The organism is Nonomuraea sp. PA05 (assembly GCF_008086045.1).
In the GTDB taxonomy this organism is placed as follows: domain Bacteria; phylum Actinomycetota; class Actinomycetes; order Streptosporangiales; family Streptosporangiaceae; genus Nonomuraea; species Nonomuraea monospora.
Window position 1 is genome coordinate 185,993 of sequence record NZ_VSEY01000021.1, and the last position, 25,033, is coordinate 211,025.

Below are 25,033 nucleotides of genomic sequence, written 5' to 3' on the forward strand. Positions count from 1 at the left end.
AAACCGGTCAATTCGGTTCAAGATCTTTTTATTGCTGCTGCTACCCCTCCTGTCTCTGAGCGCGCTCTGGGGTTTCGTCCTCAACCTCACCATGGGCGACGCGCAGTCACTGCTCCGCGCGAACACGCTCTACGACACGATCGGCGTCACCTCCACCGACCTGGGATTACAGCTTCAGGCCGAACGCGTGCGCTCCGCGGAGGCGCTCACCACGCGTAAGCTCACCGAGGTGCTCGGCGGCCAGCGCGCCCGCACCGACAAGGCCGTCGCCGACTTCAGGCAGGCCGTCACGGACGCCGGCGGCGCGGTCGGCGACGACCTCAGCCGCTCGCTCGACAACCTCAACATGGCACTCGACAGGCTCGCCCTGATCCGGTCGGACATCGACAACGGGATCAGCTCCCGCCTGGTCGGCCTGACCGAGTACAACCGCGTGCTCGACGCCATCTTCCAGCTCTACGACCACCTCATCTCCGTCTCCGACCTGGAGATCTTCCAGCAGGCGTCGTCGCTGCAGGCCATGGGCATGGCCAGGGAGTACATCGCCAGGGAGCACGCGCTGGCCATCGGCGCGCTGGCCGACAGGCGGCTCACCCCGCAGGAGACGGCCGCCTTCACCGAGTACGCGGCCTCCAGGAAGTTCCTGCACTCGCGCGGCCTGGCCGGGCTCGAAGTGACGCTGCGCAGGCCGTACGAGCAGATCTTCGCCACCGAGCCGTTCCTCACCTTCGCCACCATGGAGTCGCGCGTCATCAAGACCGGCGCGCCTCCCCCCGACGAGGACGGCTGGCACCGCGCGGTCGACAAGCTCACCGCCCGCCTCGACGACCTCGGCAAGACCTCCTCCGACACCCTGGCCGCCCGAACGTCGCAGGCCGCGACCGGCACCGTCGTGGAGATCGCCATCGCGGGCGGTCTCGGCTTGATCGCCGTGCTCGCGTCGATCATCATCTCTGTACGCTTCGGTCGCCGGCTGGCCGGAGAGCTGGCAGGGCTGCGCACCGCCGCGGTCGAGCTGTCGCGCGAGCGGCTGCCCGACATCGTGGCGCGGCTGCGCAGGGGCGAGGACGTCGACGTGCGGAAGGAGGCCAAGTCGATCAAGGTGAGCGGTTCCGCTGAGATCACCGACGTGGCCAGGGCCTTCGGGTACGTGCAGCGCACCGCCGTGACGGCGGCCGTCGGCCAGGCAGCGCTGCGGCGCGGCGTCGGCCAGGTCTTCCTCAACCTCGCCCGGCGCAAGCAGGGCCTGCTGCACCGCCAGCTCGCGCTGCTCGACGGCATGCAGCGCCGTACGCACGCCCCCGACAGGCTGGAGGAGCTCTTCCGCCTGGACCACCTGACCACCCGCATGCGGCGGCACGCCGAGAGCCTGATCGTGCTGTCGGGCGCCGCGCCGGGGCGGGCCTGGCGCAAGCCGGTGCCCGTGATCGACATCGTGCGCGCCGCGGTCGCCGAGATCGAGGACTACACCAGGGTCTCCGTGGAGACGATGCCCGCGGGAGCCATCGACGGCACCGCCGCGGCCGACGTCACCCACCTGCTGGCCGAGCTGGTCGAGAACGCCACCATCTACTCGCCGCCCGACACCGTGGTCCAGGTGCGCGGCGACCTGGTCAGCAACGGCTACGTCATCGAGATCGAGGACAAGGGGCTCGGGCTGCCGGCCACCGAGTACGCGCGGTTCAACGCGCTGCTCGCCGCGCCCCCCGAGTTCGACCTGGCCGACAGCGACCAGCTCGGCCTCTTCGTGGTCGCCACGCTGGCCCAGCGGCACGGCATCAAGGTGCTGCTGCGCCGCTCGCCGTTCGGCGGCACCACGGTCATCGTGCTGGTGCCGCGCTCGGTGGTGACCGAGCAGTCCGCGCTGGAGGCGGCCGGCGGCGACGGCAAGGCCGCGCTGCCGAACAGGACGAGGAAGAAGGCGCTCGCGGTCGTGAGCTCCGGCACCCACGCGGGGCTGCCGAGGCGGGTGCGGCAGACCAATCTGGCGCCCCAGCTCAACAACGTGCCGACTGAGCCCGAGCCGGCGCCCGAGCAGCCGGCCGAACGCTCTCCCGACGAGGTTCGCGACCTGTTCTCCGCCTTCCAGCGGGGAACGCAACGCGCCAGAGAAGAAGCCTCCGAGGAGGGGCCCATGAGTAAGGGGGACGCATGAGTGCGCCGAGCACCAACACCGGTGAGCTGAACTGGCTGCTGGACGACCTCGCCACGAGGGTCGCCGCCGTACGCCAGGCGGTCATCCTGTCGACCGACGGCCTGGCCGTGGGTCATTCCAAGGCGCTGACCCGCGAGGACGCCGAGCACCTGTCGGCCGTGGCGGCCGGGTTCCAGAGCCTGGCCCGCGGCACCGGGCGGCACTTCGGCGGCGGCGACGTGCGCCAGACCATCGTGGAGATGGAGTCGGCGTTCCTGTTCGTGACGGCCGCCGGCCAGGGCACCTGCCTGGCCGTCATCGCCGACGCGAACGTGGACGTCGGCCAGATCGCCTACGAGATGGCGATGCTGGTCAAGCGGGTGGGCCAGCACATCACCACCAACCCGCGCGCTGGAGCGTCATGAGCGATAGCCCGCAGTGGTTCGATGAGGAGGCGGGACCGGTCGTCCGGCCTTATGCTCTCATTCGCGGTCGCACACGCTCATCAGGAGACGCGTTCGACCTCGTGGCCACCGTGCGCGCCATCGGCGATCCCCCTGGCGAGCTCGGGCCCGAACAGCAACTCATCCTGCGGGCGGCACGTGAACCGATCTCGCTGGCCGACCTGGCCGTCGAGCTCGACCTGCCCGTCGGTGTCGTCCGGGTGCTACTCGGCGACATGCGTGACCACGGACTCATCTCGGTGACGTCGCCCTCAGCCGGAGGAGCGCGGTCGAATGAGCGCATTCTCAAGGAAGTGATCAATGGACTCCGTGCTCTCTGAGGACCCCGTCGCGCTCAAGATCCTGATCGCAGGGGGGTTCGGCGTCGGCAAGACCACCCTGGTCGGGTCGATCAGCGAGATCAAGCCGCTGCGCACGGAGGAGGTGCTCTCCGACCGCGGGATCGGCGTCGACGACCTCGACGGCGTCGAGGCCAAGACCACCACCACCGTGGCGATGGACTTCGGCCGCATCACGATCCGCGAGGGGCTGGTCGTCTACCTGTTCGGGACGCCCGGCCAGGAGCGGTTCTGGTTCATGTGGGACGAGCTGTCCTACGGCGCGCTGGGCGCGGTCGTGATCGCCGACACCAGGCGGCTGACCGACTGCTTTCCCTCCGTCGACTACTTCGAGCAGCGCGGCACGCCGTTCGTGGTGGCCGTCAACTGCTTCGACGGCGCCGACAGGCACAGCGTGGACGACGTGCGCATCGCGCTCGACCTCGACGACGACGTCCCGGTCATGCTCTGCGACGTGCGCCGCAGGACCTCGGCCAAGGAGGTCATGATCACGCTGGTGGAGCACTCGCTGCGGACGCTCACCTCGGCCAACTGAGCACGGCCGATCACAGCGCCCTGAGACCGTTGATCACCTCGCGGAGCAGGCTCTCCGTCGGGGTGGCGGCCTTGTCACGCGGCGGCCGCACGGTCACCAGGCCGTGCTCCAGCAGATCCCCCAGCAGCACCCGGGCGACACCGACGGGCAGGCCCAGGTCGGAGGCGACCTCCACGACGGGCCTGCTCTTGCCTGCCACGCAGGCGAGCAGGCGCCGGTGCTGGGCGCCCAGCTCTGCCTTGGACGGGGCCGGCAGCCCCGTCGAGACGACGATCGCCAGCAGGTCGACCTCCGAGGAGGCGGACTTCGTGCGCCCGCGCGCGACCGCGTAGGGCCGCACGACCGGCCCGGCCTCCTCGTCAACCCACTCGTGCTCGCGGCTCACGATTGAGATCCCCCATCCTGGTCGCTTTCCTGCCGTCCACGCTGCCAGCCGGACTGGAGCGAGGAGAGCAGCGCCCTGGTCTCCTCAGGTGAACGCTCCTCGGCCGGTGGCGCGGCGGGCGGCTCCTGCATGCGCCGCTGCGGCAGCCCCGTCTGCCGCTCCCGCTGCGGCAGCCCCGTCGGCAGCCCTGTCTGCCGCTCCCGCTGGGGCAGCCCGGTCGGCTGTTCCCGCTGAGGGAACCCCGTCGGCTGCTCCCGCTGTGAGGACCGTTCGCGCTGTGGCAGCCCCACAGGGCGGTCCCGCTGCGGCAGGGCCGTCGGGCGCTCGTGGCGCGGCAGCTGCTGCGGCGGGGCGTCGTCCCTCGGCGGCGCCTGCTGCGGCAGCTCCGCCGGTGACGTCGCGGCGCCGTTCGTGTTCCTCCTGCTGGTACGTACGCGCCGCGGCAGCTCACCCGGCCCCGTGGTGTCCTCGTCCGACCGCACCACCGACACCGACACCGACTCGAACTCCACCGGCTGCACCGGCATCGCCAGCGGCTCCACCAGCGTGGCGGGCACCAGCACGATGGCCGTGGTGCCGCCGTACGGCGACGGCTTGAGCGTCACCTTGATGCCGTGCCTGGCGGCCAGCATGCCGACCACCGCGAACCCGAGCCGCTCCGTCTGCGACGCGTCGAACTCCGGCGGGCTGGCCAGCCGCTCGTTGATGACCCTGCGCGTGGCCTCGTCCATGCCCAGGCCCCGGTCCTCGATCTCGACCGCGAAGCCCCTGCCGACCATCTCGCCGTGCACGGAGACCTCGTTGCTGGGCGAGGAGAAGGTGGTGGCGTTCTCGATCAGCTCGGCGAACAGGTGCATCAGGTCGGCCACCGCCGAGCCGGAGACGCCGGCCTCGGGCATCGGGTAGACGCGGACCCGCGTGTACTCCTCGACCTGGGCGGCGGCGCCGCTGAGCACGTCCTCCATCGGGATGACGCCGCGCCACCTGCGGCCCGCCGCGCCACCGGAGAGCAGCACCAGCCCCTCCGCGTGGCGGCGCATGCGGGTGGTCAGGTGGTCGAGCTTGAACAGGCGCTCCAGCGCCTCGGGCTCCTCGGTCTGGCGCTGCATCTCGTCCAGCAGCCTGAGCTGGCGCTGCAACAGCGACTGGCTGCGCCTGGCCAGGTTCCGCAGCGCCTCGGAGACGCCCTCGCGCAGCTTGGCCTGCTCCACGGCGGCGTCCACGGCCGTGGACTGCACGCTGTCGAACGCCGTCGCCAGGTCGCGGACCTCGCTGGTCGACTTCTGGCTGACCGTGATGGGCGGGGCCTCGGTGGCGATGTCCACGGGCTCGCCCTTGCGCAGCTTGGCGACCACGTCCGGCAGCCTGATCTCGGCCAGGTCCAGCGCGGTGCGGCGGAGCGCGCCCAGCTCCCTGGTGAGGCGGCGGGCGATCCTGATGGAGATGACGATCGAGGCGATGACCGCGATCAGGCCGAGCGCGCCGGCGACCCCGGCCCGCACCACGATGGCCACGCCCGCGGGCTCCATCCTGGCCAGCAGCTTGTCACCGGTGCGCCAGATGGCCTCGCGGTACTCCTTCTGCACCTGGTCCGAGATGCCCTGCCAGAGGTCCAGGTCCAGCGACTCGCCGCCGATGTAGCCCTCCAGGAGGTTCTCCATGGTGACGTACCGGGGCGAGTAGTACAGCTTCTCGAACGGGGCGCGCAGGTCGGTGTCGAGGTTGGCCAGGGCCTTGGGGAACAGGTGCTTGCGGGTGCCGTCGATGCCGGCCAGCAGGTGCACGTCGTGCATGCTCGCCTGGCCGTTCGCGGCGATGATCAGGGCGTGCTCGCGGGCCAGCAGCTCGCGCACCTCGTCGGCGGAGATCAGGCCCTGCGCCTGGAGCGCCAGCTCCAGGTCGGTGCTCACCGTCAGCCGGGAGTACAGCAGGTGCACCTCGTCGGAGATCTTCGCGTACTCCTCGACGAGGCCGCCGGGCGTGAGCCGCCGGTCGTCCACCTTGCGCCGGATGTCGGGCAGCCGGTCGATCGCCTGGAAGACCGTCTGGAGCTGGGTCTTCATGTCCTCCGTGAGCGCCGACTGCACGTCGTCGCCCGCCGCCCGCTGGCGCAGGGTCTTGTTGTTGTTGTCCACCTTGGACCGGGCCTTGGCCAGCGCGTCCGGGTCGCTCGCCGAACCGGCCAGGCGCTCGGCGGAGGCCAGGCGCTCGGTCTGGAGGTTACCGACGAGGCCGTCGGTGTTGTTGATCACATCTGTCCAGATGGTCTCGACCTTGAGCAGGTTGAGAGCCTCTCCCGACGTGGTGCTCGCGGCGAAGCCCCAGAGCGCGATCAGGGAGATCAAGGGGATGACGAGCAGCGTCGAGATCTTGAATCTGATGGATCTGCCCGATGCCATGACACCTGCTCCCGGATAGAAGATCGCGGGAGAGAATAGCACCGAAACAGATGCTTTTAAGATCGACTAGCGATAAATCTGTGATATGTCGGGAAATTTGCGGCCATGGCGGCTCGTGCGGCGCTTCGCTGCCACGTGAGCCGAACGAGCCATCCCGCCAGCACCGCCAGCAACGCCACCTCGGCCCCCAGCAGCAACCGCTCCACGAGCCCGATCATCACCCGCTCGCCGGGCATGGCCACGTACGTGATCGCCAGCAGCCCGAAACCCCCCGCCAGGGCCACCCACTCCACCACCCTCGCCACAGGCTTCCAGGAGGCGTCTGAGGCCAGCCTGGGCACCAGCAGCGCACCGGCGGCAGGAAGACTGACGAACGCGGCGATCGAGACGTACCGGTGAATCTGAGCCGCCAGATCGAGGTCCTGGCCGATGGGTGTGGTCGGGACCAGCGCGGCCACCACCAGCGCGCCCGACCACACCGTCAGCAACCACTGCGGAGCCCCCTTCACGGGCGCTCCCGCCGACCGCAGCCCCATGAGCAGCACCAGGGATCCGATCCCGAGCACCGCCATCGCGACCTCCGTGACGCCCCCGCGGTCGGACACGGCGTACTCGCTGATGGTGATGTTCATGGGGTCGAGGTAGGGGTCGGGGCCGAACTGGCCCGCCACCACCGCGACCACCGAGAACAGGATCGAAGCGCAGGCGATCCAGGGGGAGAGCCTCTTCACTGCGGTCATGCCCTTACTCTCCCGGCCTGCCCTTTTCCTGGCATCCGGTCCCATCCCCGAGCCGACCCTGACCCGTCCCTGAGTCGTCCGCGGCCGGACCCCACGGGGGCGCACGGCCGTATCGCGCACGGCCGGGCGTCGGGGCGGTGTCAGTCCAGGATGTGCGTCGTGGCGCGGGCGTACCGCTCGCGGATCGCCGGAATGGCCTCCCCCTCGTACACGGCCGTGTCCCCGGCCTGCCAGTCAGGCGACGTCACGAGCGTGGCGGCCTGGTGGGCGGCGCCGTCGGCGACGTACTCGGCGGGCGGCGGCACCGTGATCGGAACCCCGAAGATCGTCGGCGCGATCCGGCGCACCGCCTCCGAACGGGCGGCCCCGCCGATCAGCAGCACCCGCTCCGGCCGCAGCGCCAGCGCGTCGAGCGCGTCGGCCAGCCCGCAGAGCATGCCTTCGACGGCGGCCCGCGCCAGGTGGGCGGGGGTCGAGGTGGCCAGGGTGAGCCCGTGGACGGAGCCGGTGGCGGTGGGGCGGTTGGGCGTGCGCTCGCCCTCCAGGTAGGGGACGAGGGTGAGGCCGTCGGCCCCCGCGGGCGCCTGGAGCGCGAGCGAGCCCAGCTCGTCCAGGGAGACGCCGGCGATGCGGGCGGCGGCGTCCAGGACGCGGGCGGCGTTGAGCGTGCACACCAGCGGCAGGAACCGGCCCGTGGCGTCGGCGAACCCGGCGACCGCGCCCGTGGCGTCGGCGCTGGGCGTCTCCGCGACCGCGAACACGGTGCCGGACGTGCCCAGCGACACCACCACGTCACCCGGCCGGGCGCCGACGCCCAGCGCGGCGGCCATGTTGTCGCCGGTGCCCGGGGCGATCAGGATCGGGCCCGCGCCTCCGGCGACGGCCGCGCCCGCCTCGTCGGCCGGGCCGAGCACCTTGGGCAGCAGCGGGACCGCGCCGAAGGCGGCCTTGAGCAGGTCCGTACGGTAGGCGCCCGTCGCGGGCGACCAGTAGCCGGTGCCCGAGGCGTCACCCCGATCGGTGACCAGGTGGGACAGCGGCGGCAGCGGCGCGTCCGCCCAGGCGGCGGCGGAGAACGGCACGCCGGAGGCGAGCGCGCCCGACAGGCGCCAGGTGAGCCAGTCGTGCGGCAGGCAGACGGCCGCGGTGCGGCGGGCGTTGTCCGGCTCGTGCTCGGCCAGCCAGCGCAGCTTGGTCACCGTGAACGAGGCCACCGGCACCGAGCCCACCCCATCGGCCCACGCCTGGGGGCCGCCCAGCTCGGCGATCAGGTCGAGGGCGGCCTGCGCGGAGCGGGTGTCGTTCCACAGCAGGGCATCGCGTACGACATTTCCTGACTCGTCGAGGCAGACCATGCCGTGCTGCTGCCCGCCCACACTGATGGCGGCCACCCCGTCCAGCCCACCGGCCTCCTCGACGGCCCGCAGCAACGCGGTCCACCAGTGGGAGGGGTGCACCTCGGTGCCCGCCGGATGCGCGGCACGGCCCTGCCGTACCAGCTCTCCCGTCTCCGCGTCTCGAATGACGACCTTGCAACTCTGCGTGGAGGAATCGACCCCAGCGACCAGCGTCACCCACGAACTCCTAACAAGTGCTCCAGCGCAAGCTGGTTCAGATGGGAGAAATGGTATCCGCGTGCCGCCGCTGCGTCGGGATCGAAGTCGTCGGCCGCGAGATCGGCCAGCGTCTCGCCGCGGTTCAGCGTCGGCAGGCCCAGCTCCTCGACTCGGGAGGCCCGCATCGCCTCGCGCACCTCCGGGTCGGCGCGGAAGCTCCTGGCCTTCTCACGCAGGATCAGGTACGTGCGCATGTTGGCGGCGGCCGAGACCCACACGTCCGCGGCGTCCTCGGTACGCAAAGGCTTGTAGTCGAAGTGGCGCGGCCCGTCGTAACCGCCGTGCTCCAGCAGGTCCACCAGGAAGAACGCGCTCATCACGTCGCCGTGACCGAAGATCAGATCCTGGTCGAAGCGGGGGCCGTGCTGGCCGTTGAGGTCGATGTGGAAGAGCTTGCCGTGCCACAGGGCCTGGGCGATGCCGTGCACGAAGTTCAGCCCGGCCATCTGCTCGTGGCCCACCTCGGGGTTGAGGCCGACCATCTCGGGGTGCTCCAGCTCGCCGATGAAGGCCAGGGCGTGGCCGATCGTGGGGAGCAGGATGTCGCCGCGGGGCTCGTTCGGCTTGGGCTCGATGGCGAAGCGCAGGTCGTAACCGCGCTCGCGGACGTAGCCGCAGAGCAGGTCGATGGCCTCCTTGTAGCGGCCGAGCGCGGCGCGCACGTCCTTGGCCGCGTCGGACTCGGCCCCCTCGCGGCCGCCCCAGCACACGTAGGTGGCGGCGCCCAGCGAGGCGGCCAGGTCGAGGTTGCGCATGACCTTGCGCAGGGCGTATCGGCGCACGTCACGGTCGTTGCTGGTGAAGGCGCCGTCTCGGAAGACGGGGTGAGTGAACAGGTTGGTGGTGGCCATGGGCACCTTCAGCCCGGTCTCCGCAAGCGCTTTCCGGAAGGACGCGACCGCCCGCTCGCGATCGGGTTCGACGGCGAGCAGGTCGTCGTCGTGGAAGGTGACGCCGTAGGCCCCCAGCTCGGCAAGCCGATGCACGCTCTCGACCGGGTCGAGGGGCGCACGGGCGGCGTCCCCGAACGGGTCGCGCGCCTGCCAGCCGACCGTCCACAGACCGAACGTGAATCGATCGTCAGGGGTTGGCTCGTACATGAGTCCGATGCTCCCCTGGCGATCAGTTGTTCACAAGCGGTTGCTACAAGCCCGAGGGATCGCGCCCCACGCTGATCTCCTCAGCGATCTTCCTGATGTCCGCTGCCTCGACACCCGAAGTCTGGGGCAGGTGACGCAGCAAGGCCTCCATCACCACGGGGACGGGCTGCCCGGCGAACCGCCCCGCGACCCCGTGAACCACCCTGAACAGTGCATCGTCAGTGTCGTGCATCGCCTCTCCTCGGTCGGGTACCCGGAGAACGCTACGGCCTCGCCCCGACAGTTCGCGCGCTACTCCAGCCCGCGTGTCGGTCCGTCCCGATCCGCCCATCGCCAGGTAGATGCGCGTTCAACTATTTTGGAGGAGAACTCCGGGGAAAGGGGCACATCATGCCGGTGCAACGGCTCAATCACGCGGTCCTGTACGTCCGCGACGTGGAGCGCAGCGTCGCCTTCTACCAGGAGGCGCTCGGCTTCGAGGTCGTCATGGGCATGCGCGGCGCCGCCTTCCTCCAGGCCCCCGGCTCCTCCAACGACCACGACCTCGGCCTCTTCCAGATCGGCGAGCAGGCCGCCCCCTCCCCGGCCGGCCGCACCTCCGTCGGCCTGTACCACTTGGCGTGGGAGGTCGACACGCTGGAGGAGCTGGAGCGCGTGCAGGCCAAGCTCGCCGAACTCGGCGCGCTGGTCGGCTCCTCCGACCACAGCACCACCAAGGCGCTGTACGCCAAGGACCCCGACGGGCTGGAGTTCGAGGTGTCGTGGCTGGTGCCGGCCGCGCTGCTGACCGAGGAGATCCTGTCCGCGCGTGCCCACATCCGTCCTCTCGACCTGAACGCCGACAAGCAGCGGTACGGCGCACAGACCCGTGGCGGCGTGGGCGTGTCGATCCCGGCATGACGTACCGTGGGCATAACGGCCCTTTCACGGAGAAACGGTCATGCCAAGCGATCCTGATCATGTGCTCGATGCCATCGACGGAGTCGTCGACGAGTGGGAGACGCTGAGCGCCGACGCCATGCGGTGGGCGCCTCCCGAGAACAAGAGTCCCGACCTCATGTCCGAGGTGGGCGAGATCTTCGGCCCGCTCGTCAACGCGTTCTCGCACGCGCTCCGGCCGGTGAGCGATGCCTTCGAGCGGGCGCTGCGCATGCTGGACGACGAGGACGACGGGCCCCGGCCCACCTGACTCGCCGCTACCGGGGTCAGTCGGTGGCGCGGCGGCGGCGGGCTCTGCGCGGGTAGGCCTTGGCGGTCTCGGCCAGCCGTACGGCGTGCTCGGCCTGCCTGCGCCAGTGCCCGTAGGCGTCGCCGCGCTGCGCCAGCCGATCGAGCTCGCTCATGGTCGCCAGCGGGATGAACGCCGGCTCCGCGTCCCGCCACGGCGTCCCGGGCAGCGGCATGAACGTGTGGGTGTGGATCCGCGCACCGAGATCGGCCAGGTCTCCCGCGAGCCGCAACGACTGCGCCTGGTCCGACTCCGTCTCCCCCGGCATGCCGAAGATGAAGTCCACGTTCGGCCGGAAGCCGTGCTCGACGGCGATCCTGACGGCGTCGCGTACGGGCGAGGTGTCGTGCCCGCGCCCCGACGCGGCCAGCACCCGATCGGACCCCGACTGCGCCCCGATGATCAGGTTGTCGTTGGCGACGTACCGCTTGAGCAGCCGCATCGCCTCAGGTGTGACGTGCTCGGGCCGCACCTCGGAGGGGAAGCTGCCGAAGAAGACCCGCCCGTGCGGCGGCAGCTCCTCCTTGACCCCGGCCAGCAGCTCCTCCACCGCCCCGAGGTCGGGGTCGGGCCCGGGGGAGCCGTACGACAGCGAGGTCGGCGTGATGAACCGCACGTCGCGCAGCCCCCGCTCGACCATGCCGCGCACGTGCTCGCGCACGCTGCCCACCGACCGGTGCCGGAACTGGCCGCCGAACATGAACGGTGTCTGGCAGAAGCGGCACGTGTAGCGGCAGCCCCGGGTGATCTCGATCGGACCGCTCCTGCCGGCGAACGACGGGAAGGCGTCGAGCGGGAGCTGCGGCGCCGGCCTGGTGCGCAGGGCGACGCCGTCCGCGTCCTTGACCGCCAGGCCGGGGACGGAGGTGAGCGGCGCGTCCTCCTGGAGCGCCCGGACGAGCGAGATGATCGTCGACTCGCCCTCTCCGATGCCCGCCAGGTCCCACCCCGCGTCGATGACCTGCTGGGGCTCGGCGGTGGCGTGCACGCCGCCCGCGATGTGCAGCCCCCTGCCGCCGCTGCGGGCCCTGACCTCGGCCAGCTCGGCGGCCATGGCCTCGGCGTCCGGCGAGTAGAACGACCAGAGCACGAGCACCCGGTCGGCGTCGGCGGCCAGGATGTGCTCGGCGGTCTCCTCGGGGGTGGTGCCGAGCCGTAGCTCGTGCTCGACCTCCGCGCTGTCGAGGGCGGCGAGCAGCGCGTGCACGCCGTACGTCACCGCCTTGCGGTATCGGACCACCACACACACTGCCAGCGCCACGCCCCGCAGCGTAACCCAGCCCACCGACCGCCGCAGCACGGCTCAGGCCACCGCCCCATGCGGCGCGGCTCAGGCCACCGCCCTACGCGGCGCGGCTCAGGCCACGGACTCACGCATCGCGCCGAGCACGCCGCTGTACCTGGCCAGTTCGGCGAGCATGGCGTCCGCGCTCCCGTCCATGACCTCGTTGGGCCGCAGGTCGCCGTCCTCGTCCCGGAACTGCGGCACGAACGGGATGATCACGCCCTCCATCACAGGAACCATCTTCAACGTGCTGACCACGTGCCGCAGAGCGGCCACGGCCCTGGTCCCGCCGGAGACCCCGCCGTAGCTGACGAACGCCGCCGGCTTGTGCTGCCACTCGTGGTGCAGGTAGTCCAGCGCGTTCTTCAGCACCCCGGGGAAGCTGTGGTTGTACTCGGGCGTCACGAACACGTACGCGTCGGCCCGGTCCACGATGGCGCTCCACTCCTTGGTGTGGGCGTTCACGTACTGCTTGAGCCTGGGGTGGTGGGGCTCGTCCAGGAACGGCAGCCGCACCTCGGCCAGGTCCACCAGCTCCACCTCGAACAGCCCCGAGGACTCGGCCTTGGCGCGCACCCAGTCGGCGACCGCGCGACCGGCGCGGCCGGGGCGGGTGCTCGCGACGATGATCTGCAGGACGGGCTTGTCCATGACGGCTCCTAGCGAAGTGAGGTGAGGTGGCTGCGGCTACTAAACATTATTGAGTAACTCCAGATTCCTTAGCAAACGCTAGGATGCGAGGCATGAGCCTCGACCAGGTCTGCACCCGCTTCCACATCGCCTTAGAGCTGATCGGCGCCCGCTGGTCCGGCGCCGTGATCCACATGATCTTCAAGGGCGCCCACCGGTACGCCGACGTCAAGGCCGCCATCCCCGGCATCAACGACACGATGCTGGCCAGGCGGCTGCGCGAGCTGGAGAGCGCCGGCCTCGTCGAGCGGCGGGTGCTGGCCACCTCACCGGTGCGGGTGGAGTACCACCTGACCGAGATGGGCCAGGAACTGCGCCCCGTGCTGGACGAGCTGGTGAAGTGGTCCCACAAGTGGATCCCCCTGCCCGGGGAGGAGGAGTCCGACAGCACTGTTACTTTGGTGTCGTGATCGCCCTGGGCACACTGATGCGCCACGTCCACGAGCTGATGGACGGCGCCATCGCCGGCCTCTACGCCGAGCACGGCCTGCCTGACTACCGTCCCCGCTACTCGCCCGTCGTCCGCACGCTGGTGGCCAAGGGCCCGCTGTCCATCCGCGACCTCGCCAGGGAGATCGGCGTCACCCACTCGGCGGCCAGCCAGACGGTGGTCCAGATGCGGCGCAGCGGCTTCGCCACCCTGGAGAGGGGCGCCGACGCCCGCCACCGCATCGTGCACCTCACCGACCGGGCCCGCGCCGCGCTGCCCCTCATCGAGGCCGAAGGGGCGGCCACGGAGCGGGCCGTACGCGAGCTGGACGCCGAGCTGCCCGTCCCGCTGGAGCAGCTCATGACGGCCACGCTGCGAGCGCTGGAGCGCCGCGATTTTCGCGAGCGCATCGGGGACGTCAACCCCTAGACTCGGTCATATGACCTGGCGACATTGATCCATAACCGCCCCGGACACCAGAGGTGGACGCGGGCCTCCGAGACGACGAGCACTCGGAGCGCCCCCACTCGTCCCTCTGGAAGGTCTCATGCTTGTCATCTCGCTGTACGTCTACGCGTTCCTCAGCGAATTCATCCTGATCTACCCGGTGTACGCCCTGCTGTTCACCGACACCGGGATCTCCGTCGCCGAGGTCTCCTCCCTGTTCGTCATCTGGTCGGTGACGGGCATGGTGCTGGAGGTGCCCTCGGGCGCCCTGGCCGACGCCGTCTCCCGGCGGCTGCTGCTGTTCCTCGGCCCGCTGCTGAGCGGCGCGGGCTTCGCCCTGTGGGTGTCGTTCCCGTCCTTCTGGGTGTTCGCGGCCGGGTTCGTGTTGTGGGGCGCCGGTGAGGCGCTGGTGTCCGGGGCTTACGAGGCGCTCGCGTACGAGGAACTCGAGCGGCGCGGCCGGTCCGGCCGGTACGCGCACGTCATGGGCCGCGCCACCGCCCTCGGACTGGCCGGCAGCGCGGCGGCGATCGGCCTTGCCTCGCCCGTGTTCGCGGCGGGTGGCTATCCGGCCGTGGCGGTGGCCAGTGTGCTGGCCTGCGTCCTGTGCGCGGTCACGGCGCTGACCCTGCCCGAGCACCGCGCGCCCAGCGGCGGCGGGGAGCCGGGATACCTGGCGACTCTGCGTGAAGGCATCCGCCTGACCAGGGCGGATCCCGGGGTGCTGCGGGCGGTGCTGCTGGTCGCGTTCGTGACGGCGATCTGGGGTGCTCTGGAGGAGTACGTGCCGTTCCTGGGTGAGGAGACGGGCGTGGCCAAGGCGACGATCCCGCTGCTGATCCTCCTGATCTGGGTGGGCGCCACGGCCGGCGGACTGCTCGCGGGAGCGGCCGACAGCCTGCTGGCCCGGCCGACGAGCGACGTGCGAGGGCCGGCCGCCGACCCACACCCGCCGACCAGCGCCCCGCACCCGCCCATCGCCGACCCACACCCGCCGGCCAGCGCCCAGCACCCGCCCATCGCCGATGCGCAGCGGTCGGCCGGTGGCTCGCCGAGGATGGCCAGTGACTTGCCCGGCCCGGCCGAGCGGCTACGACCCCACCGATACGCCATGCTGCTCGGGCTGGCCGCGCTGGCCATGGCCGGGGGCGCGCTCAGCGGGCACCCGGCGGGCTTCGTGGCGATCGCCCTGGCCGTCGGCGCGTTCCAGCTCGCCCAGGTGCTGGCCGACGTGCGACTGCAGGAGCGCATCACCGGCAAGGCGCGTGCCACGGTGACCTCGGTGGCCGGCCTGGGGACGAACGTGGTGACGCTCGGCGTCTACACCGCGTACGGAACGGTGTCGGCGCAGGCGTCACACGGGCTGACATTCGCCCTGCTGGCGCTGCCGTACCTGGTCATCGCCCTGCTCACTCAGTAGCGCGAGGGGATCCGCTTGGGCAACGGCGGCGGCTCGGGGACCTCCTCCTCGGGCTCCGCCGGCGGCTCGGGCCGCACGGCCCGGGCCCGCCAGCGCGCGGGGAACACCGAGGCGGCCAGCAGCACGCAGGCCACGGGCAGCGCCCATGTCCCGGCCAGCCTCGCGTACGGCTCGGCGTACTCGACGGGCAGCAGGCCCGCGACGGACACCGCCGGCACGTACGCCAGCCCCGCCACGGCGGCCAGCACCAGGCCGGGCACCAGCGAGGCGACCGGCGAGATCCGCGACCCGGACAGCGCGCCGACCAGCACCATCGTGGCGCCGAGCGCGGCGGCGGCCATCCAGGCGGCCAGCGCCCGGCCGCTCGCGAAGTAGAGAAGGCCCGCCGCGATGAGCGCTGTGGCCAGCAGTCCTGCGCCGGCGCCGAGCAGATGACGAACACCATTACGCACAGAGAACACCTCCAGCCACGGCACCTTACCCACCCATCAGAGCCTCCGCCTTAAAGGCTGAAAATTTCATATTGGGGTCGAGGACCGTAAAGGGTCTATAACACCGAAATAGTGCCTGTTTGGTATCTAAGCAGGCGTCGAAGCAACCGTTAGCTTGACAGCACCCCCACCCGAGGAGTGCACATGTTGAGTAAACGCTGTGCGCTGGTAGGCGGCGCCATCCTCGCCGTCTGCCTGGCCACCCCCCTCAGCCCAGCAGCAGCTGACACGGCGCCACAAGCCGCCGCTCCCCCCACCGCACCACCCTCCATGATCGACGCGCTCGAGCGCGACCTGGGTCTCTCCGAGGCGCAGGTCATCACTCGGCTGGCCAACGAGGAGCGCGCCGCCGCCGCAGAGGCGAGCCTCACCCCCGCACTGGGTGACTCGTTCGGCGGAGCCTGGCTGAACGACGACGCCTCCAAGCTCATGGTCGCCACCACGGACCCGGCGGCCGCACCGTCCATCGAGGCGCAGGGCGCTCAGCCCGTCGTGGTCCAGCGTTCGCTGGCCCAGCTCAACGGCGTCATGCAGCAGCTCGACGCGGCCCCCAGGCGGGCCACGTCCAAGGCGTCGCTGTGGTTCGTCGACGTCAGGACCAACACCGTCTCCGTCCAGGCACCCACCGTCCAGGCCGCCGAGGCCCTCGTCGCGGCGGCGGGCGTGGACAGGAGCGCGGTCGTCGTGTCGGCGACGGCCGAGCAGCCGACGACGTTCATCAACATCGTCGGCGGCGCCGCCTACTACATCGGCTCCAGCCGCTGCAGCATCGGCTTCTCCGTCACCCGCGGCACCACCCCCGGCTTCGTCACCGCCGGGCACTGCGGCCGGGCCGGCTCCAGGACGACCAACCCGACCGGCACCTTCCAGGGCTCGTCCTTCCCGGGCAACGACTACGCCTGGGTGGCCGCTCCCGGTAACACCCCGACGCCGTACGTCCGCGGCTCCGGCGGCGCGAACGTCATCGTCCGAGGCTCCACCCAGGCCTCTGTCGGCGCCTCCATCTGCCGCTCCGGCTCGACCACCGGCTGGCGCTGCGGCACCATCCAGCAGCACAACGCCACCGTCCGTTACGCCCAGGGCACCGTCACCGGCCTGACCCGCACCAGCGCGTGCGCCCAGCCCGGCGACTCCGGCGGCTCGTTCATCTCGGGCAGCCAGGCTCAGGGCATGACGTCGGGCGGCTCGGGCAACTGCTCCGTCGGCGGCACGACGTACCACCAGCCCGTCAACGAGGCCTTGGGCGCGTACGGCCTCACCCTCACCACCGGCTAGCACCGGCTGTTAGACCGCGCGGCGCGTCCTTCCCCGGGCGCGCCGCGCTACTTCACTCTGACGGCCGGGGCCGTGAAGGTGTTGCAGGCCGACGGCGACTCGGCCTCGAACCCCCGGCGCGTCCAGTACGCGCGGTTCGCCGCCGTGCCGAAACCGGGGACGTCGCCGTAACGGGCGTCCCGGTCGATGTACGACTCGTGCCCGCTCCTCTTCGAATGACCGAGCGAATCCCAGACGCTGCCGGTGAAGGCCCCTGTCAGGCAGAGCGTCTGCAACGTGTGCTTCGCGCGCATGGCGAGCAGGTCCCGCTTGGACGCCTTCTTCACGGCCTTCGCCACGGCGCCGGTGACTCCCGCGACGTTCTGCACGTGCAGGGCCCAACCGGCGGAGAGCGCGTCCAGCCACATCGGCCTGTCGATCTCCCCGGTCAGCCCGTAGTCGCTGACCATGATGTGCACGGTCCTGGTCTTCGCGCAGTAGACGCTGTCCGTCACGTCGGGCACGTACGTGCCGCAGGAGGTCTTGACCTTCTCGCCGTGCGACACCTTCACCTTGGGCTTGCCGTACGGCAGCCCCGCCTTCTTGACCAGCGGCCCCCACGCCTTGTCCAGGCAGATGGAGACCTCCTCGACATAGAGGCGCAGAACCTCGACGTCGGCGGCCGTGGGCGGCTCCTCACAGGTCTTCAGCGCGAACTTCCCCGCCTTGTACAACGGGTTCTTCGCCAGCACCGCCGGGACCGCCGGCGCGGCGCTCGCGGCGCTCGCGGCGCCGCTCAGCGCGGTGCTCGCCAGCACGCACGCGGTCAACGGCACGATCAAGAAGTGCGCACGCATGGCACGCGACATTACATGATCTTTTCCGCCTTCCGATGAGTTTTCCCGCGCGGACCGGTCCGCACATCGAGAAGAAGAGAAAGGAACTCTCGATGAAGCGACCCGTTCTCGGCAGCCTGCTGCTGTCCACCACCGACCCGGACCGGCTGAGCGCCTGGTACACCGCCGCGCTCGACCCCAGCGAGACCAGCGACGTCAACGGGTACCGGCTGCTCAAGTTCGGCGAGTTCTACCTGTTCGTCGACACGCGGGCGGACGTCTCGGACAAGAACCCGGAGCCCGGACGGGTCATCCTGAACTTCGACGTCGAGGACGCCCGCGACGTCGCCGCCCGGATGGAGCGGGCCGGCACGCAATGGCTGGCCGAACTGGAGGACCGCGACGGCAGCCTGTTCGCCACCGCGATCGACCCGGACGGCAACTACGTACAGATCATCCAGCTCAGCGAGGAACACCGGCAGGGGATGTGACGATGCTCGGCACCAGCAAGGCGTACAGCGGATTCTCGGTCAGCGACGTCGAGGCCGCGAAACGGTTCTACGGCCGGACGCTCGGCGTCCGCGTCTCGGAGGAGCACGGGATGCTGACGCTGCACCTCGGCGGTGGAGCGGACGTCCTCGTCTACCCGAAGGGGCCCGCTCACGTGCCGGCCACCTTCACCGTGCTCAACTTTCCCGTCGAGGACATCGACAAGACGGTGGAGGAGCTGACGGCGCGCGGGGTTCGCTTCGAGCGCTACGACGGAGTCGAGCAGGACGAGCACGGCATCGCCAGGGGCACGGGCGGGCCGCCGATCGCCTGGTTCACCGACCCCTCGGGGAACGTGCTCGCGGTGCTCCAGGAGTAACCGCTCATCCCGCGGTCAAGTACCACTGAACGCGGTCAAGTACCACTGGACGCGGTCAGGTACCACTGGACGCGGTCAGGTACCACTGGACGCGGTCAGGTACCGCTGGACGAAGAAGACGACGAGCGAGGCCGCGATGCCCGCGACGTACTGGAGCAGGGCGGAGGTCCTGAACGGCAGCGTCCGCAGGGTGGTGAAGTACTGGTACACCTTCACCACGTCGTCGAAGCCGGGGGCGGTCAGCAGGGCCGCCGGAGGTCGCCTCATCTGGGCGCGTACGGGGTCGAGGAGGTGGTCGAGGTGGTCACGTACCAGGCGGGCGATGACCATGAACGGCCACACGCCCACGTACAGCGCGACGACCACCGACAACACGGGTAAGGCGATGACGACGTTCGCGGCCACCTCCGACTGCTGCCATCGCGCGTACACCGCGGCGAGCACCTCGAAGACCAGTACGGTGACCGCCAGCCCGGAGGCGACGAACGCGTAGAAGCGGCACAGGTTCCTGATCGCCGGGGTGCTCGCCGGGTCGATCCACACCATGCGCAACCTCCCGCACCGCCGTAACCGGCCGGGGATCAGGGCCGCCGCCAGCAGCCAGTACAGGATGTCGCCGGCCAGGAACCCCAGCCAGCCCCCCATGAGGAACAGCAGCATCCGCGAGCCCCACGACCCGCCCTCGTCCCCCAGCGCGATCAGGGCCAGCACCACGCCGATCGCGGCGGCCGGCACGGCGACCGTCATCTGCTTCCACAGACTGGACCCGCTGAACAGCCACGCCCGTAGCCGGGCCCGCTCCTCGGCCGAGACCACCAGGTCGGACATGACGTTCCCGACCTTCAGCGCCGTCCCGTACGACAGCCAGACGACCGACAGCATGGTCATGCAGACGACCATCGCGCCCAGCGCGAAGAGATTGCCGGGCAGGTGTCGGTAGGCGATGTCCCATGGCAGCGGCCAGAGGATCAGGTTGAGGAAATAGGGCCAGGAGCTCGTGATCACCAGTGAGAGAGCTGTGGAGACCTTGCTGCCCGCGACGTACCCCGGAAGGCGGAACAGCCGGTTCATCCGCTGAAGGATCTCCCTCCTGTGGATCTCCGCCACCACGTCCGAGAGGTCGTGATCCGCGGGCTTCCCCCCGCCATCCGGCACCCGCTCGTCCGCCTCGATGAGCCGCTCCAGCAAGTCCTCCGGCAGCCCGGCCGGCGGCTCCGCGGCAGGCTGCATGCGCCACCCCCCGGTCGTCGCAAGTGATCCACCGGCTCCACGCTAGCGCCGCCCCCGGCTCGCTCGCGAGTGCCCGCTTCCGCCTCCCTCTTGCGGCGTTTCGCTGCGATCATCATGCACATGGGTGTCACACGAACTCACCTCTACAGGGCTCTGAGCCTCACGACCCTGGCCCTGCTCGCCCTCGGGGGTACGTATCGCTCGCCTGACTCCCGCGCTCACCTCGACCGCCGCGCGGACCACCCCCACCCGCCCGCCGCCACCGCCACGGCGACCGGCGCGATCAACGGCGCAGCGGGCTCGTACAACCGCAGGGCCAGAGCCGCGACCCCGGCACCCGCCGCAAGCATCAGCACCACCCCGACCGGCCGCCCCACGCCACCGCCCGCCCGCCACCTGCCCCACGACCCGACCACCTGCCCGGCCAGACCGGTCACCGTACCGGTCACGTACGTCGTGGAAAGCCCGGAACCTCCCGCCCAGCGAGTGACCGCGCTCTGCAGCCCCATCGCCACCGCCGACGCCGCGATGAGCGCGACCCGCGGCGCCTGCGCCAGCCATCCGACGGCGAGCCCTGCCAGCAGCACCACCTCCACGACCAGCACGGCGATCGGGCGCCGCAGCGCATCGCCGGCGGTCCGCCCGACCACGGCGAACCCCCCGGCGAGCCCGGCGCAGAAGCCCGCGAACGCGACCCCCGACCCGACCACGTGCGCTGTCCGCCCGGAGCCCAGGGCCAGGCCGAGGAGAACGACGTTGCCCGTCATGTTCGCGGTGAACACCTCGCCGAGCGCCAGAAAGCTCAGCGCGTCGGCAGCGCCTGCCGCGAACGCCAGGCCAAGCATCGACAACCGCGCCATACCCATGCTCTACGCACTATAGCGATCACTCTCAGCGACACCCCGGCGCGAGACCACCGCGAGCCCCGTCCCGAGTCAGGCGCCCGCGCTGTCGAGCCGGTTGAGCTGTTCACCCGTGAGCTTGACGTCGAGCGCCGGCAACGCCGCCTCATACTGCTGAAGCGTCCGCGGCCCGATCAACGGCACCACCGTCGGCGAGGACTGCTGCATCAACCACGCCAGCACCAACGCGTTCGGAGTCACCCCCACCTCCGCCGCCACCTCGACGACCGCAGCGGCCCGCGCCTCGGCATCGGGCCCGTCGTACGCGCTCATCACCCCGTGATTCCTGCGCTTGCCCGGGTCGTCGTAGATGCCCTTGAGAATCGGGGAGTACGCCACGAGCGTCAGATCGTCATGCGTCTGCAGATAGTCGAGCTGCTCGTCGTCCACGATGGACACATGCCGCAACCCGGCACGCCGCCGCAGGTACGAGTGCTGCTGCTGCAACGCGACCGGCGCCGGCCAGCCGTGCTGCGCGCACAACTGCCGGATCCGCTCCAGTCGCCAGGTCCGCACGTTCGACCAGCCGATGTACCGGGCCTTGCCCGCCTGCACGATCCCGGCGAGCGCCTCCAGCGTCTCCTCCAGGGGCGTGCTCCGGTCGTCGACGTGCACGTAGTACAGGTCGACGTGGTCGGTGCCGAGCCGGCGCAGGCTGCCGTCGATCGCGTCGCGCAACGTCTTCGCCCCGGCGCCGACGAAGTTCCGGTAGGCGGCGTCCCAGTCCGGCCGGCCGTCGTCCCAGACCAGGTCCAGGTCCTTCACGACGGCGCTGCCCTTCGTGGCCAGGAACACGTCCTCGCGCCGGCCGGTCCTCGCCAGCCAGCGGCCGATCAGCTCCTCGCTCTCGCCGCCGTGACTGCCCTGGTTCTCCCACCAGCAGTAGCAGTCGGCGGTGTCCAGGAAGTTGCCGCCCGCCTCCGCGTACCGGTCCAGGATCGTCACCGCCTCGTCCTCCGGCGTGACTGTGCCCATGATCATGCATCCGAGGGCGAGCTGGCTGATCTGTTCGCCGGTACGGCCAAGCTGCACGGTCTTCACGTGACTTCTCCTGTCGTCGATGGCGACGGGTGCTGGTGTTGACGGTAGGAGCTTGAGCGCGCTCCAGGTCAAGGGCGATTCGACCGCCCAGGCGACGACGTGGACGAGGCGCCGGAGAACGATGGACAGCAGCGGGCTCTGCGAGTAGGACGGACATCGTGCCGGACCTGTTGTGGGACGAGGTGAAGGATCTCTTCGATCCCGAGCTCAACGGAGCATTGCCCGACGTGGTCGTGGAAGAGACGACGGTCGAGGACTGGCAGGCCCTGCTGGATCTCGTCCGGGCACGAAGGTGGCCTCATGCCTATTCGGTCGGCGGCGAGCCCGCGGAGCTGGTGTCGGCCGCCGCCATGGTCGTGAGCGCCGACGGCGGAGGCGTACCCGAGCTGGCCGTCACCCCGGAGCTGCACGTCCGACCGATCCCCGAAGTTTTGTTGATTTTCAGGATGTATCAACCCGAATCCATCGACTTCGACGTCGATCTCAGGGAGCTGCAAGGACAGGAACGCTTGAATCTCCTCGTCGACGTCTTACGGGCGATCGGACGGCACCTGGGAAAGTCCGTATCGATGAGCGCGGAGCACTCCCCTGGCCATCCGGACCTTGCGTTCGACGTCGAGGCAGACCGGGTGATACTGCTGGCCGATCCCGCCAGAAGACCGCTGTGACGGACGGCAGGACCTCAACAACGCACACGATCCCAGCAGCCGACCGCCCCGCATGCATCACGGCTTGCGGTGCCTCCAGCCCGCAAAGGCGTCAGGGGAAGCGACCACCCCCGCCAGTGTCAGACGTTCTCGTCCTCATCCTGGCCATGGGGACGCGGCGGAAGAATGACAGAAAGATCGTCATCTACCTCGATCAGGTACTGAGCAGCCATCGCGGCCACGTAGAAACCCATTTGGGAACGCAGGTCACCAAGCGCCAGCCCAAGCCGCCTGGCCCCCGCGACACTCGTCTGAGAGCCGAAGTTCTCACCTTGCGGCCCGGCCGCCTCCACGAACCGACGGCAGGCGGCCCGCATGGACTTCAACGTGACGGAAAGCTCCCGCCCGACATCATGCTGTTCAAGTTGTTCGGCGATGAAGGCCCAAATTTCCAGGGCCGAGCGAACACAGTGCTCCACATCGTCGACATGCCGATCCACGAAGAGCAGCTTGCGCTCTTCGATGAAGTCCATCACCTCATGAGCGGCCCTGCGCTCCGCACTCGTCTTGCGCCACTGAACACCGAAGAGCGGCGTGCCCACGCCTATGACTTCGAACGGTATACGACCCATCATCCGAGCGTAGTGCGCACGCTACTGTGAGCGAGCAGAGTCTCCACAACTTGTCCCGGCCCGTTGCACGGGCTCGTGGGGTGGGCGACACTGCGGCGTGCATTCCGAAGAGCAAGCCGAGCAGGTGGCCGCCCTCGAACGAAGAAGGTGGGCGGCGCTGGAGCACGCGCTCGAAGTCGTGCAGCGCGACGTCCGCACCTCGGGAATCCCGGGCGCGCTACGCCTGACCACACCTGACTGGGACGGCAGCGGCCACGCCTGGGTGGAGTTCCAGGGCGCCTACCACGGCAACGGCATCCCACCCACCGCGGGCGCCGACGCCCAGGGGGCGCTCGCGCGCGTGGCCGACGCCACCCAAGAAGTGATCATGGAGCTGATCTGGAAGGCCTGGCCCGTCTGCACCACGCACGATCGCGGCCTGCGCGTCCGGCTGGAAGGCGAACTAGTTGTGTGGACGTGTACGGGCGACGGAACGCACACCGTCGCACCAGTCGGCGAGCTGCCTTGACCATCGAAGCCGCAGACATGCACGCGGCGGACGGCGATCAGCCGCCGACTCATGTGGTTGACGGGAAACAACACGACATGTGATTCTCAAGGCAGCGTTCTGGACGCTGGAATCTGTTTTGTGGGTGCGCGGTCGCCGCGCATGATGCGTTGCAGGCTCCAGCGACAGACACCGACCTCCGAGAGGTGGCTCTGTCGTGTCGTTACCCCTTGCCGTCCTGATCACGGTTCTCCCCTGGCTGGTGCTCGGCCTCGTCGCACTCCTGCGTGCGCGCAGAGAGGACATCCCCGCCGTCATTCGCGCTCTCGCCCGCTGGGGACGCCACTGACCCGCAGAGAAGGACGATCGCAGGGCTGCGGCGGCGCGGCACGGTCCCATGTGCACCAATGACTTCCGGTCGGCAGTGCCGTCTACAGCATCAGCGACAGGCCGAACGGCCCCCAGGCGACCCAATGCGACGGAGTTCCGATCATGCGGAAGCTGATAGCGACAGTGTTCAACTACTCCCTCGACGGCCTCCTCGCCGACGAGGGCACCGCCTTCTGGAAGTTCTGCTTCGACCAGCCCGAGAACCGTGATCCCGCCGACGAGGCACACCTCGACTTCCTCCGCAGCGCGCACGCCCACCTCATGGGCCGCACCGCCTACGAGGGCATCGCCGAGGGCATGACGACTTCCACCGACCACCCGTTCGCCGACATCCTGAACACCGGACGCAAGGTCGTCTTGTCCCGGACCCTGAAGACGGCCGACTGGGCCCGCACCACCATCGCCGCCGGTGACACGACAGAAGAGATCGACAAGCTCAGGGTGGGCGGCAACGGCCACATCATCGTCTGGGGCGGCGTCAGCCTCTGGCGGTCGCTCATGCGGCTCGACCTGATCGACGAGCTCCGGCTGAGCGTGTTCCCCTACGTCGCGGGCGAGGGCACCCGCCTGTTCGACGGCGTCCCCAAGGACTACCAGCTCGACCTGGTCTCCAGCACCGCCTCCAGCAACGGGATCGTGTATCTGCGGTACCACCGGCCCCGCTGGCCCAGCGACCGGCCGCGCACCACGAGCGCCGGCCGGCCTGTGGATGATCGGCATAGGCGCGACCCCGGACGACAGACACACGGGCCGTCCCTCAGAGATCAAAGAGGCCCTCTCCCCGACCAGGGGGAGAGGGCCTCTCTCGCGCGGAGGATCGGGGATTTGAACCCCGGATGGGCGGTAAACCCAAACCGCATTAGCAGTGCGGCGCCATAGACCTGACTAGGCGAATCCTCCAGGAGCCACCGCGGCTCAGCACAGCGTACCGGCCTTCCGCCGAGGCGGCAAAGCGATTCCCCCGGTGGCCTTCACCAAGAGTTATCAACAGCCTGTGGGTAACCCCCTGTGGAAGAAGCCCGCCCAGAGCTGGAGCGGGCTTCA

The 25,033-nt window shown here is 70.1% G+C and carries 29 protein-coding genes, 1 tRNA gene and 1 pseudogene; 16 read left to right on the plus strand and 15 right to left on the minus strand.

Annotation, left to right across the window (positions count from 1 at the left end; all coding sequences use genetic code 11):
• Positions 1 to 31 precede the first annotated feature (31 nt).
• From FXF51_RS31190 to FXF51_RS31205, 4 genes are read left to right on the plus strand one after another with little or no spacing between them, the layout of a single operon-like run.
• Positions 32 to 2,155: a nitrate- and nitrite sensing domain-containing protein gene (locus FXF51_RS31190; protein ID WP_187414666.1), complete on the plus strand. Its 2,124-nt coding sequence runs from the start codon at positions 32 to 34 to the stop codon at positions 2,153 to 2,155.
• Complete coding sequence (locus FXF51_RS31195; RefSeq protein ID WP_148438259.1) at positions 2,152 to 2,559, plus strand: roadblock/LC7 domain-containing protein; 408 nt, start codon at positions 2,152 to 2,154, stop codon at positions 2,557 to 2,559. The genes FXF51_RS31190 and FXF51_RS31195 overlap by 4 nt, the downstream gene beginning before the upstream one ends.
• Positions 2,556 to 2,918 carry a DUF742 domain-containing protein gene (locus FXF51_RS31200; protein ID WP_148438260.1) on the plus strand — a complete coding sequence of 121 codons (363 nt, stop codon included), beginning with the start codon at positions 2,556 to 2,558 and terminating at the stop codon, positions 2,916 to 2,918. The genes FXF51_RS31195 and FXF51_RS31200 overlap by 4 nt, the downstream gene beginning before the upstream one ends.
• A complete protein-coding gene (locus tag FXF51_RS31205) occupies positions 2,899 to 3,471 on the plus strand; it encodes a GTP-binding protein (protein WP_148438261.1) in 573 nt (190 codons plus the stop codon). The genes FXF51_RS31200 and FXF51_RS31205 overlap by 20 nt, the downstream gene beginning before the upstream one ends.
• Before the next feature lie 10 nt (positions 3,472 to 3,481).
• On the opposite strand, the gene FXF51_RS31210 is transcribed toward FXF51_RS31205, so the two are convergent.
• The 6 genes from FXF51_RS31210 to FXF51_RS31235 form a co-directional block, all read right to left on the minus strand.
• Positions 3,482 to 3,856 carry a DUF742 domain-containing protein gene (locus FXF51_RS31210; protein WP_148438262.1) on the minus strand — a complete coding sequence of 125 codons (375 nt, stop codon included), beginning with the start codon at positions 3,854 to 3,856 and terminating at the stop codon, positions 3,482 to 3,484.
• Positions 3,853 to 6,255 carry a nitrate- and nitrite sensing domain-containing protein gene (locus tag FXF51_RS31215; protein ID WP_148438263.1) on the minus strand — a complete coding sequence of 801 codons (2,403 nt, stop codon included), beginning with the start codon at positions 6,253 to 6,255 and terminating at the stop codon, positions 3,853 to 3,855. Before FXF51_RS31215 ends, FXF51_RS31210 begins: the two co-directional genes overlap by 4 nt.
• 56 nt (positions 6,256 to 6,311) lie before the next feature.
• Positions 6,312 to 6,995, minus strand: a complete 684-nt coding sequence (locus tag FXF51_RS31220; protein WP_148438264.1) for a DUF998 domain-containing protein — start codon at positions 6,993 to 6,995, stop codon at positions 6,312 to 6,314.
• Between the two features lie 140 nt (positions 6,996 to 7,135).
• Entirely contained in the window at positions 7,136 to 8,569 is a 1,434-nt protein-coding gene (locus FXF51_RS31225; RefSeq protein ID WP_148438265.1) for a xylulokinase, read from the minus strand.
• Positions 8,566 to 9,711 (minus strand): xylose isomerase, encoded by a 1,146-nt coding sequence (gene xylA / locus FXF51_RS31230; RefSeq protein WP_148438266.1) that lies wholly within the window; start codon positions 9,709 to 9,711, stop codon positions 8,566 to 8,568. Before xylA ends, FXF51_RS31225 begins: the two co-directional genes overlap by 4 nt.
• A gap of 43 nt (positions 9,712 to 9,754) precedes the next feature.
• A complete protein-coding gene (locus FXF51_RS31235; protein WP_148438267.1) occupies positions 9,755 to 9,943 on the minus strand; it encodes a hypothetical protein in 189 nt (62 codons plus the stop codon).
• 158 nt (positions 9,944 to 10,101) lie between these two features.
• Here FXF51_RS31235 and FXF51_RS31240 point away from each other — a divergent pair, with 158 nt between their 5' ends.
• A complete protein-coding gene (locus FXF51_RS31240) occupies positions 10,102 to 10,611 on the plus strand; it encodes a VOC family protein (protein WP_148438268.1) in 510 nt (169 codons plus the stop codon).
• A 40-nt stretch (positions 10,612 to 10,651) separates the two neighbouring features.
• On the plus strand, positions 10,652 to 10,900 hold the full coding sequence (locus FXF51_RS31245) for a hypothetical protein (RefSeq protein ID WP_148438269.1): 249 nt from the start codon (positions 10,652 to 10,654) through the stop codon (positions 10,898 to 10,900).
• A gap of 16 nt (positions 10,901 to 10,916) precedes the next feature.
• On the opposite strand, the gene FXF51_RS31250 is transcribed toward FXF51_RS31245, so the two are convergent.
• Positions 10,917 to 12,200, minus strand: coding sequence for a TIGR04013 family B12-binding domain/radical SAM domain-containing protein (locus tag FXF51_RS31250; RefSeq protein WP_262379955.1), 1,284 nt, complete (start codon positions 12,198 to 12,200; stop codon positions 10,917 to 10,919).
• Positions 12,201 to 12,296: 96 nt separating this feature from the next.
• Positions 12,297 to 12,875 (minus strand): NADPH-dependent FMN reductase, encoded by a 579-nt coding sequence (locus FXF51_RS31255; protein ID WP_148438270.1) that lies wholly within the window; start codon positions 12,873 to 12,875, stop codon positions 12,297 to 12,299.
• A 92-nt stretch (positions 12,876 to 12,967) separates the two neighbouring features.
• Here FXF51_RS31255 and FXF51_RS31260 point away from each other — a divergent pair, with 92 nt between their 5' ends.
• The 3 genes from FXF51_RS31260 (at position 12,968) to FXF51_RS62845 (ending at position 15,211) form a co-directional block, all read left to right on the plus strand.
• A complete protein-coding gene (locus tag FXF51_RS31260; RefSeq protein ID WP_148438271.1) occupies positions 12,968 to 13,324 on the plus strand; it encodes a winged helix-turn-helix transcriptional regulator in 357 nt (118 codons plus the stop codon).
• Positions 13,321 to 13,773, plus strand: coding sequence for a MarR family winged helix-turn-helix transcriptional regulator (locus tag FXF51_RS31265; protein WP_222871542.1), 453 nt, complete (start codon positions 13,321 to 13,323; stop codon positions 13,771 to 13,773). Before FXF51_RS31260 ends, FXF51_RS31265 begins: the two co-directional genes overlap by 4 nt.
• A 118-nt stretch (positions 13,774 to 13,891) precedes the next feature.
• The gene (locus FXF51_RS62845; protein WP_262379956.1) at positions 13,892 to 15,211 is read left to right on the plus strand and encodes an MFS transporter; all 1,320 of its coding nucleotides are present in this window, start codon (positions 13,892 to 13,894) and stop codon (positions 15,209 to 15,211) included.
• Here FXF51_RS62845 and FXF51_RS31275 read toward each other — a convergent pair.
• Positions 15,205 to 15,696, minus strand: a complete 492-nt coding sequence (locus FXF51_RS31275) for a hypothetical protein (protein WP_148438272.1) — start codon at positions 15,694 to 15,696, stop codon at positions 15,205 to 15,207. The genes FXF51_RS62845 and FXF51_RS31275 overlap by 7 nt on opposite strands.
• 150 nt (positions 15,697 to 15,846) lie before the next feature.
• Here FXF51_RS31275 and FXF51_RS31280 point away from each other — a divergent pair, with 150 nt between their 5' ends.
• Positions 15,847 to 16,977, plus strand: coding sequence for a S1 family peptidase (locus FXF51_RS31280; protein ID WP_148438273.1), 1,131 nt, complete (start codon positions 15,847 to 15,849; stop codon positions 16,975 to 16,977).
• Between the two features lie 47 nt (positions 16,978 to 17,024).
• Here FXF51_RS31280 and FXF51_RS31285 read toward each other — a convergent pair whose 3' ends face one another.
• On the minus strand, positions 17,025 to 17,813 hold the full coding sequence (locus tag FXF51_RS31285) for a neutral zinc metallopeptidase (protein WP_187414667.1): 789 nt from the start codon (positions 17,811 to 17,813) through the stop codon (positions 17,025 to 17,027).
• A gap of 92 nt (positions 17,814 to 17,905) precedes the next feature.
• Here FXF51_RS31285 and FXF51_RS31290 point away from each other — a divergent pair, with 92 nt between their 5' ends.
• Both FXF51_RS31290 and FXF51_RS31295 read left to right on the plus strand, forming a co-directional pair.
• Positions 17,906 to 18,283, plus strand: coding sequence for a VOC family protein (locus FXF51_RS31290; protein WP_148438275.1), 378 nt, complete (start codon positions 17,906 to 17,908; stop codon positions 18,281 to 18,283).
• Between the two features lie 2 nt (positions 18,284 to 18,285).
• A complete protein-coding gene (locus FXF51_RS31295) occupies positions 18,286 to 18,660 on the plus strand; it encodes a VOC family protein (RefSeq protein ID WP_148438276.1) in 375 nt (124 codons plus the stop codon).
• Positions 18,661 to 18,735: 75 nt separating this feature from the next.
• On the opposite strand, the gene FXF51_RS31300 is transcribed toward FXF51_RS31295, so the two are convergent.
• From FXF51_RS31300 to FXF51_RS31310, 3 genes are all read right to left on the minus strand, one after another.
• Complete coding sequence (locus FXF51_RS31300; RefSeq protein WP_148438277.1) at positions 18,736 to 19,890, minus strand: hypothetical protein; 1,155 nt, start codon at positions 19,888 to 19,890, stop codon at positions 18,736 to 18,738.
• Positions 19,891 to 20,108: 218 nt separating this feature from the next.
• A complete protein-coding gene (locus FXF51_RS31305; RefSeq protein WP_148438278.1) occupies positions 20,109 to 20,756 on the minus strand; it encodes a DUF1275 family protein in 648 nt (215 codons plus the stop codon).
• Positions 20,757 to 20,825: 69 nt separating this feature from the next.
• On the minus strand, positions 20,826 to 21,833 hold the full coding sequence (locus FXF51_RS31310; protein ID WP_148438279.1) for an aldo/keto reductase: 1,008 nt from the start codon (positions 21,831 to 21,833) through the stop codon (positions 20,826 to 20,828).
• A 158-nt stretch (positions 21,834 to 21,991) separates the two neighbouring features.
• On the opposite strand from FXF51_RS31310, the gene FXF51_RS31315 reads away from it, so the two are divergent.
• Positions 21,992 to 22,501, plus strand: coding sequence for a hypothetical protein (locus tag FXF51_RS31315; RefSeq protein ID WP_148438280.1), 510 nt, complete (start codon positions 21,992 to 21,994; stop codon positions 22,499 to 22,501).
• Positions 22,502 to 22,620: 119 nt separating this feature from the next.
• Here the strand turns inward: FXF51_RS31315 and FXF51_RS31320 are convergent, their stop codons facing one another.
• Positions 22,621 to 23,082: a DUF6650 family protein gene (locus FXF51_RS31320; RefSeq protein ID WP_148438281.1), complete on the minus strand. Its 462-nt coding sequence runs from the start codon at positions 23,080 to 23,082 to the stop codon at positions 22,621 to 22,623.
• Between the two features lie 127 nt (positions 23,083 to 23,209).
• Between FXF51_RS31320 and FXF51_RS31325 the strand changes: the two genes are divergently transcribed.
• The 3 genes and pseudogenes from FXF51_RS31325 to FXF51_RS31330 all read left to right on the plus strand — a co-directional run.
• A complete protein-coding gene (locus FXF51_RS31325; RefSeq protein WP_148438282.1) occupies positions 23,210 to 23,620 on the plus strand; it encodes a hypothetical protein in 411 nt (136 codons plus the stop codon).
• A gap of 196 nt (positions 23,621 to 23,816) precedes the next feature.
• A complete protein-coding gene (locus FXF51_RS62850) occupies positions 23,817 to 23,948 on the plus strand; it encodes a hypothetical protein (RefSeq protein ID WP_262379957.1) in 132 nt (43 codons plus the stop codon).
• Between the two features lie 143 nt (positions 23,949 to 24,091).
• A pseudogene (locus FXF51_RS31330) lies at positions 24,092 to 24,571 on the plus strand (dihydrofolate reductase family protein); the annotation flags it as partial.
• A gap of 228 nt (positions 24,572 to 24,799) precedes the next feature.
• Here FXF51_RS31330 and FXF51_RS31335 read toward each other — a convergent pair.
• Positions 24,800 to 24,889, minus strand: a tRNA-Ser gene (locus tag FXF51_RS31335).
• Positions 24,890 to 25,033 lie beyond the last annotated feature (144 nt).

Bases quoted from the DNA above. Each gene is read 5' to 3' on its own strand.
- FXF51_RS31205 (WP_148438261.1), top strand. From the start codon at position 2,899: ATGGACTCCGTGCTCTCTGAGGACCCCGTCGCGCTCAAGATCCTGATC.
- FXF51_RS31220 (WP_148438264.1), bottom strand. From the start codon at position 6,995: ATGACCGCAGTGAAGAGGCTCTCCCCCTGGATCGCCTGCGCTTCGATC.
- FXF51_RS31215 (WP_148438263.1), bottom strand. From the start codon at position 6,255: ATGGCATCGGGCAGATCCATCAGATTCAAGATCTCGACGCTGCTCGTC.
- FXF51_RS31285 (WP_187414667.1), bottom strand. From the start codon at position 17,813: ATGCGTGCGCACTTCTTGATCGTGCCGTTGACCGCGTGCGTGCTGGCG.
- FXF51_RS31240 (WP_148438268.1), top strand. From the start codon at position 10,102: ATGCCGGTGCAACGGCTCAATCACGCGGTCCTGTACGTCCGCGACGTG.
- FXF51_RS31260 (WP_148438271.1), top strand. From the start codon at position 12,968: ATGAGCCTCGACCAGGTCTGCACCCGCTTCCACATCGCCTTAGAGCTG.
- FXF51_RS31305 (WP_148438278.1), bottom strand. From the start codon at position 20,756: ATGGGTATGGCGCGGTTGTCGATGCTTGGCCTGGCGTTCGCGGCAGGC.
- FXF51_RS31295 (WP_148438276.1), top strand. From the start codon at position 18,286: ATGCTCGGCACCAGCAAGGCGTACAGCGGATTCTCGGTCAGCGACGTC.
- FXF51_RS31195 (WP_148438259.1), top strand. From the start codon at position 2,152: ATGAGTGCGCCGAGCACCAACACCGGTGAGCTGAACTGGCTGCTGGAC.
- xylA (WP_148438266.1), bottom strand. From the start codon at position 9,711: ATGTACGAGCCAACCCCTGACGATCGATTCACGTTCGGTCTGTGGACG.
- FXF51_RS31290 (WP_148438275.1), top strand. From the start codon at position 17,906: ATGAAGCGACCCGTTCTCGGCAGCCTGCTGCTGTCCACCACCGACCCG.
- FXF51_RS62845 (WP_262379956.1), top strand. From the start codon at position 13,892: ATGCTTGTCATCTCGCTGTACGTCTACGCGTTCCTCAGCGAATTCATC.
- FXF51_RS31200 (WP_148438260.1), top strand. From the start codon at position 2,556: ATGAGCGATAGCCCGCAGTGGTTCGATGAGGAGGCGGGACCGGTCGTC.
- FXF51_RS31280 (WP_148438273.1), top strand. From the start codon at position 15,847: ATGTTGAGTAAACGCTGTGCGCTGGTAGGCGGCGCCATCCTCGCCGTC.
- FXF51_RS31245 (WP_148438269.1), top strand. From the start codon at position 10,652: ATGCCAAGCGATCCTGATCATGTGCTCGATGCCATCGACGGAGTCGTC.
- FXF51_RS31235 (WP_148438267.1), bottom strand. From the start codon at position 9,943: ATGCACGACACTGACGATGCACTGTTCAGGGTGGTTCACGGGGTCGCG.
- FXF51_RS31255 (WP_148438270.1), bottom strand. From the start codon at position 12,875: ATGGACAAGCCCGTCCTGCAGATCATCGTCGCGAGCACCCGCCCCGGC.
- FXF51_RS31300 (WP_148438277.1), bottom strand. From the start codon at position 19,890: ATGCAGCCTGCCGCGGAGCCGCCGGCCGGGCTGCCGGAGGACTTGCTG.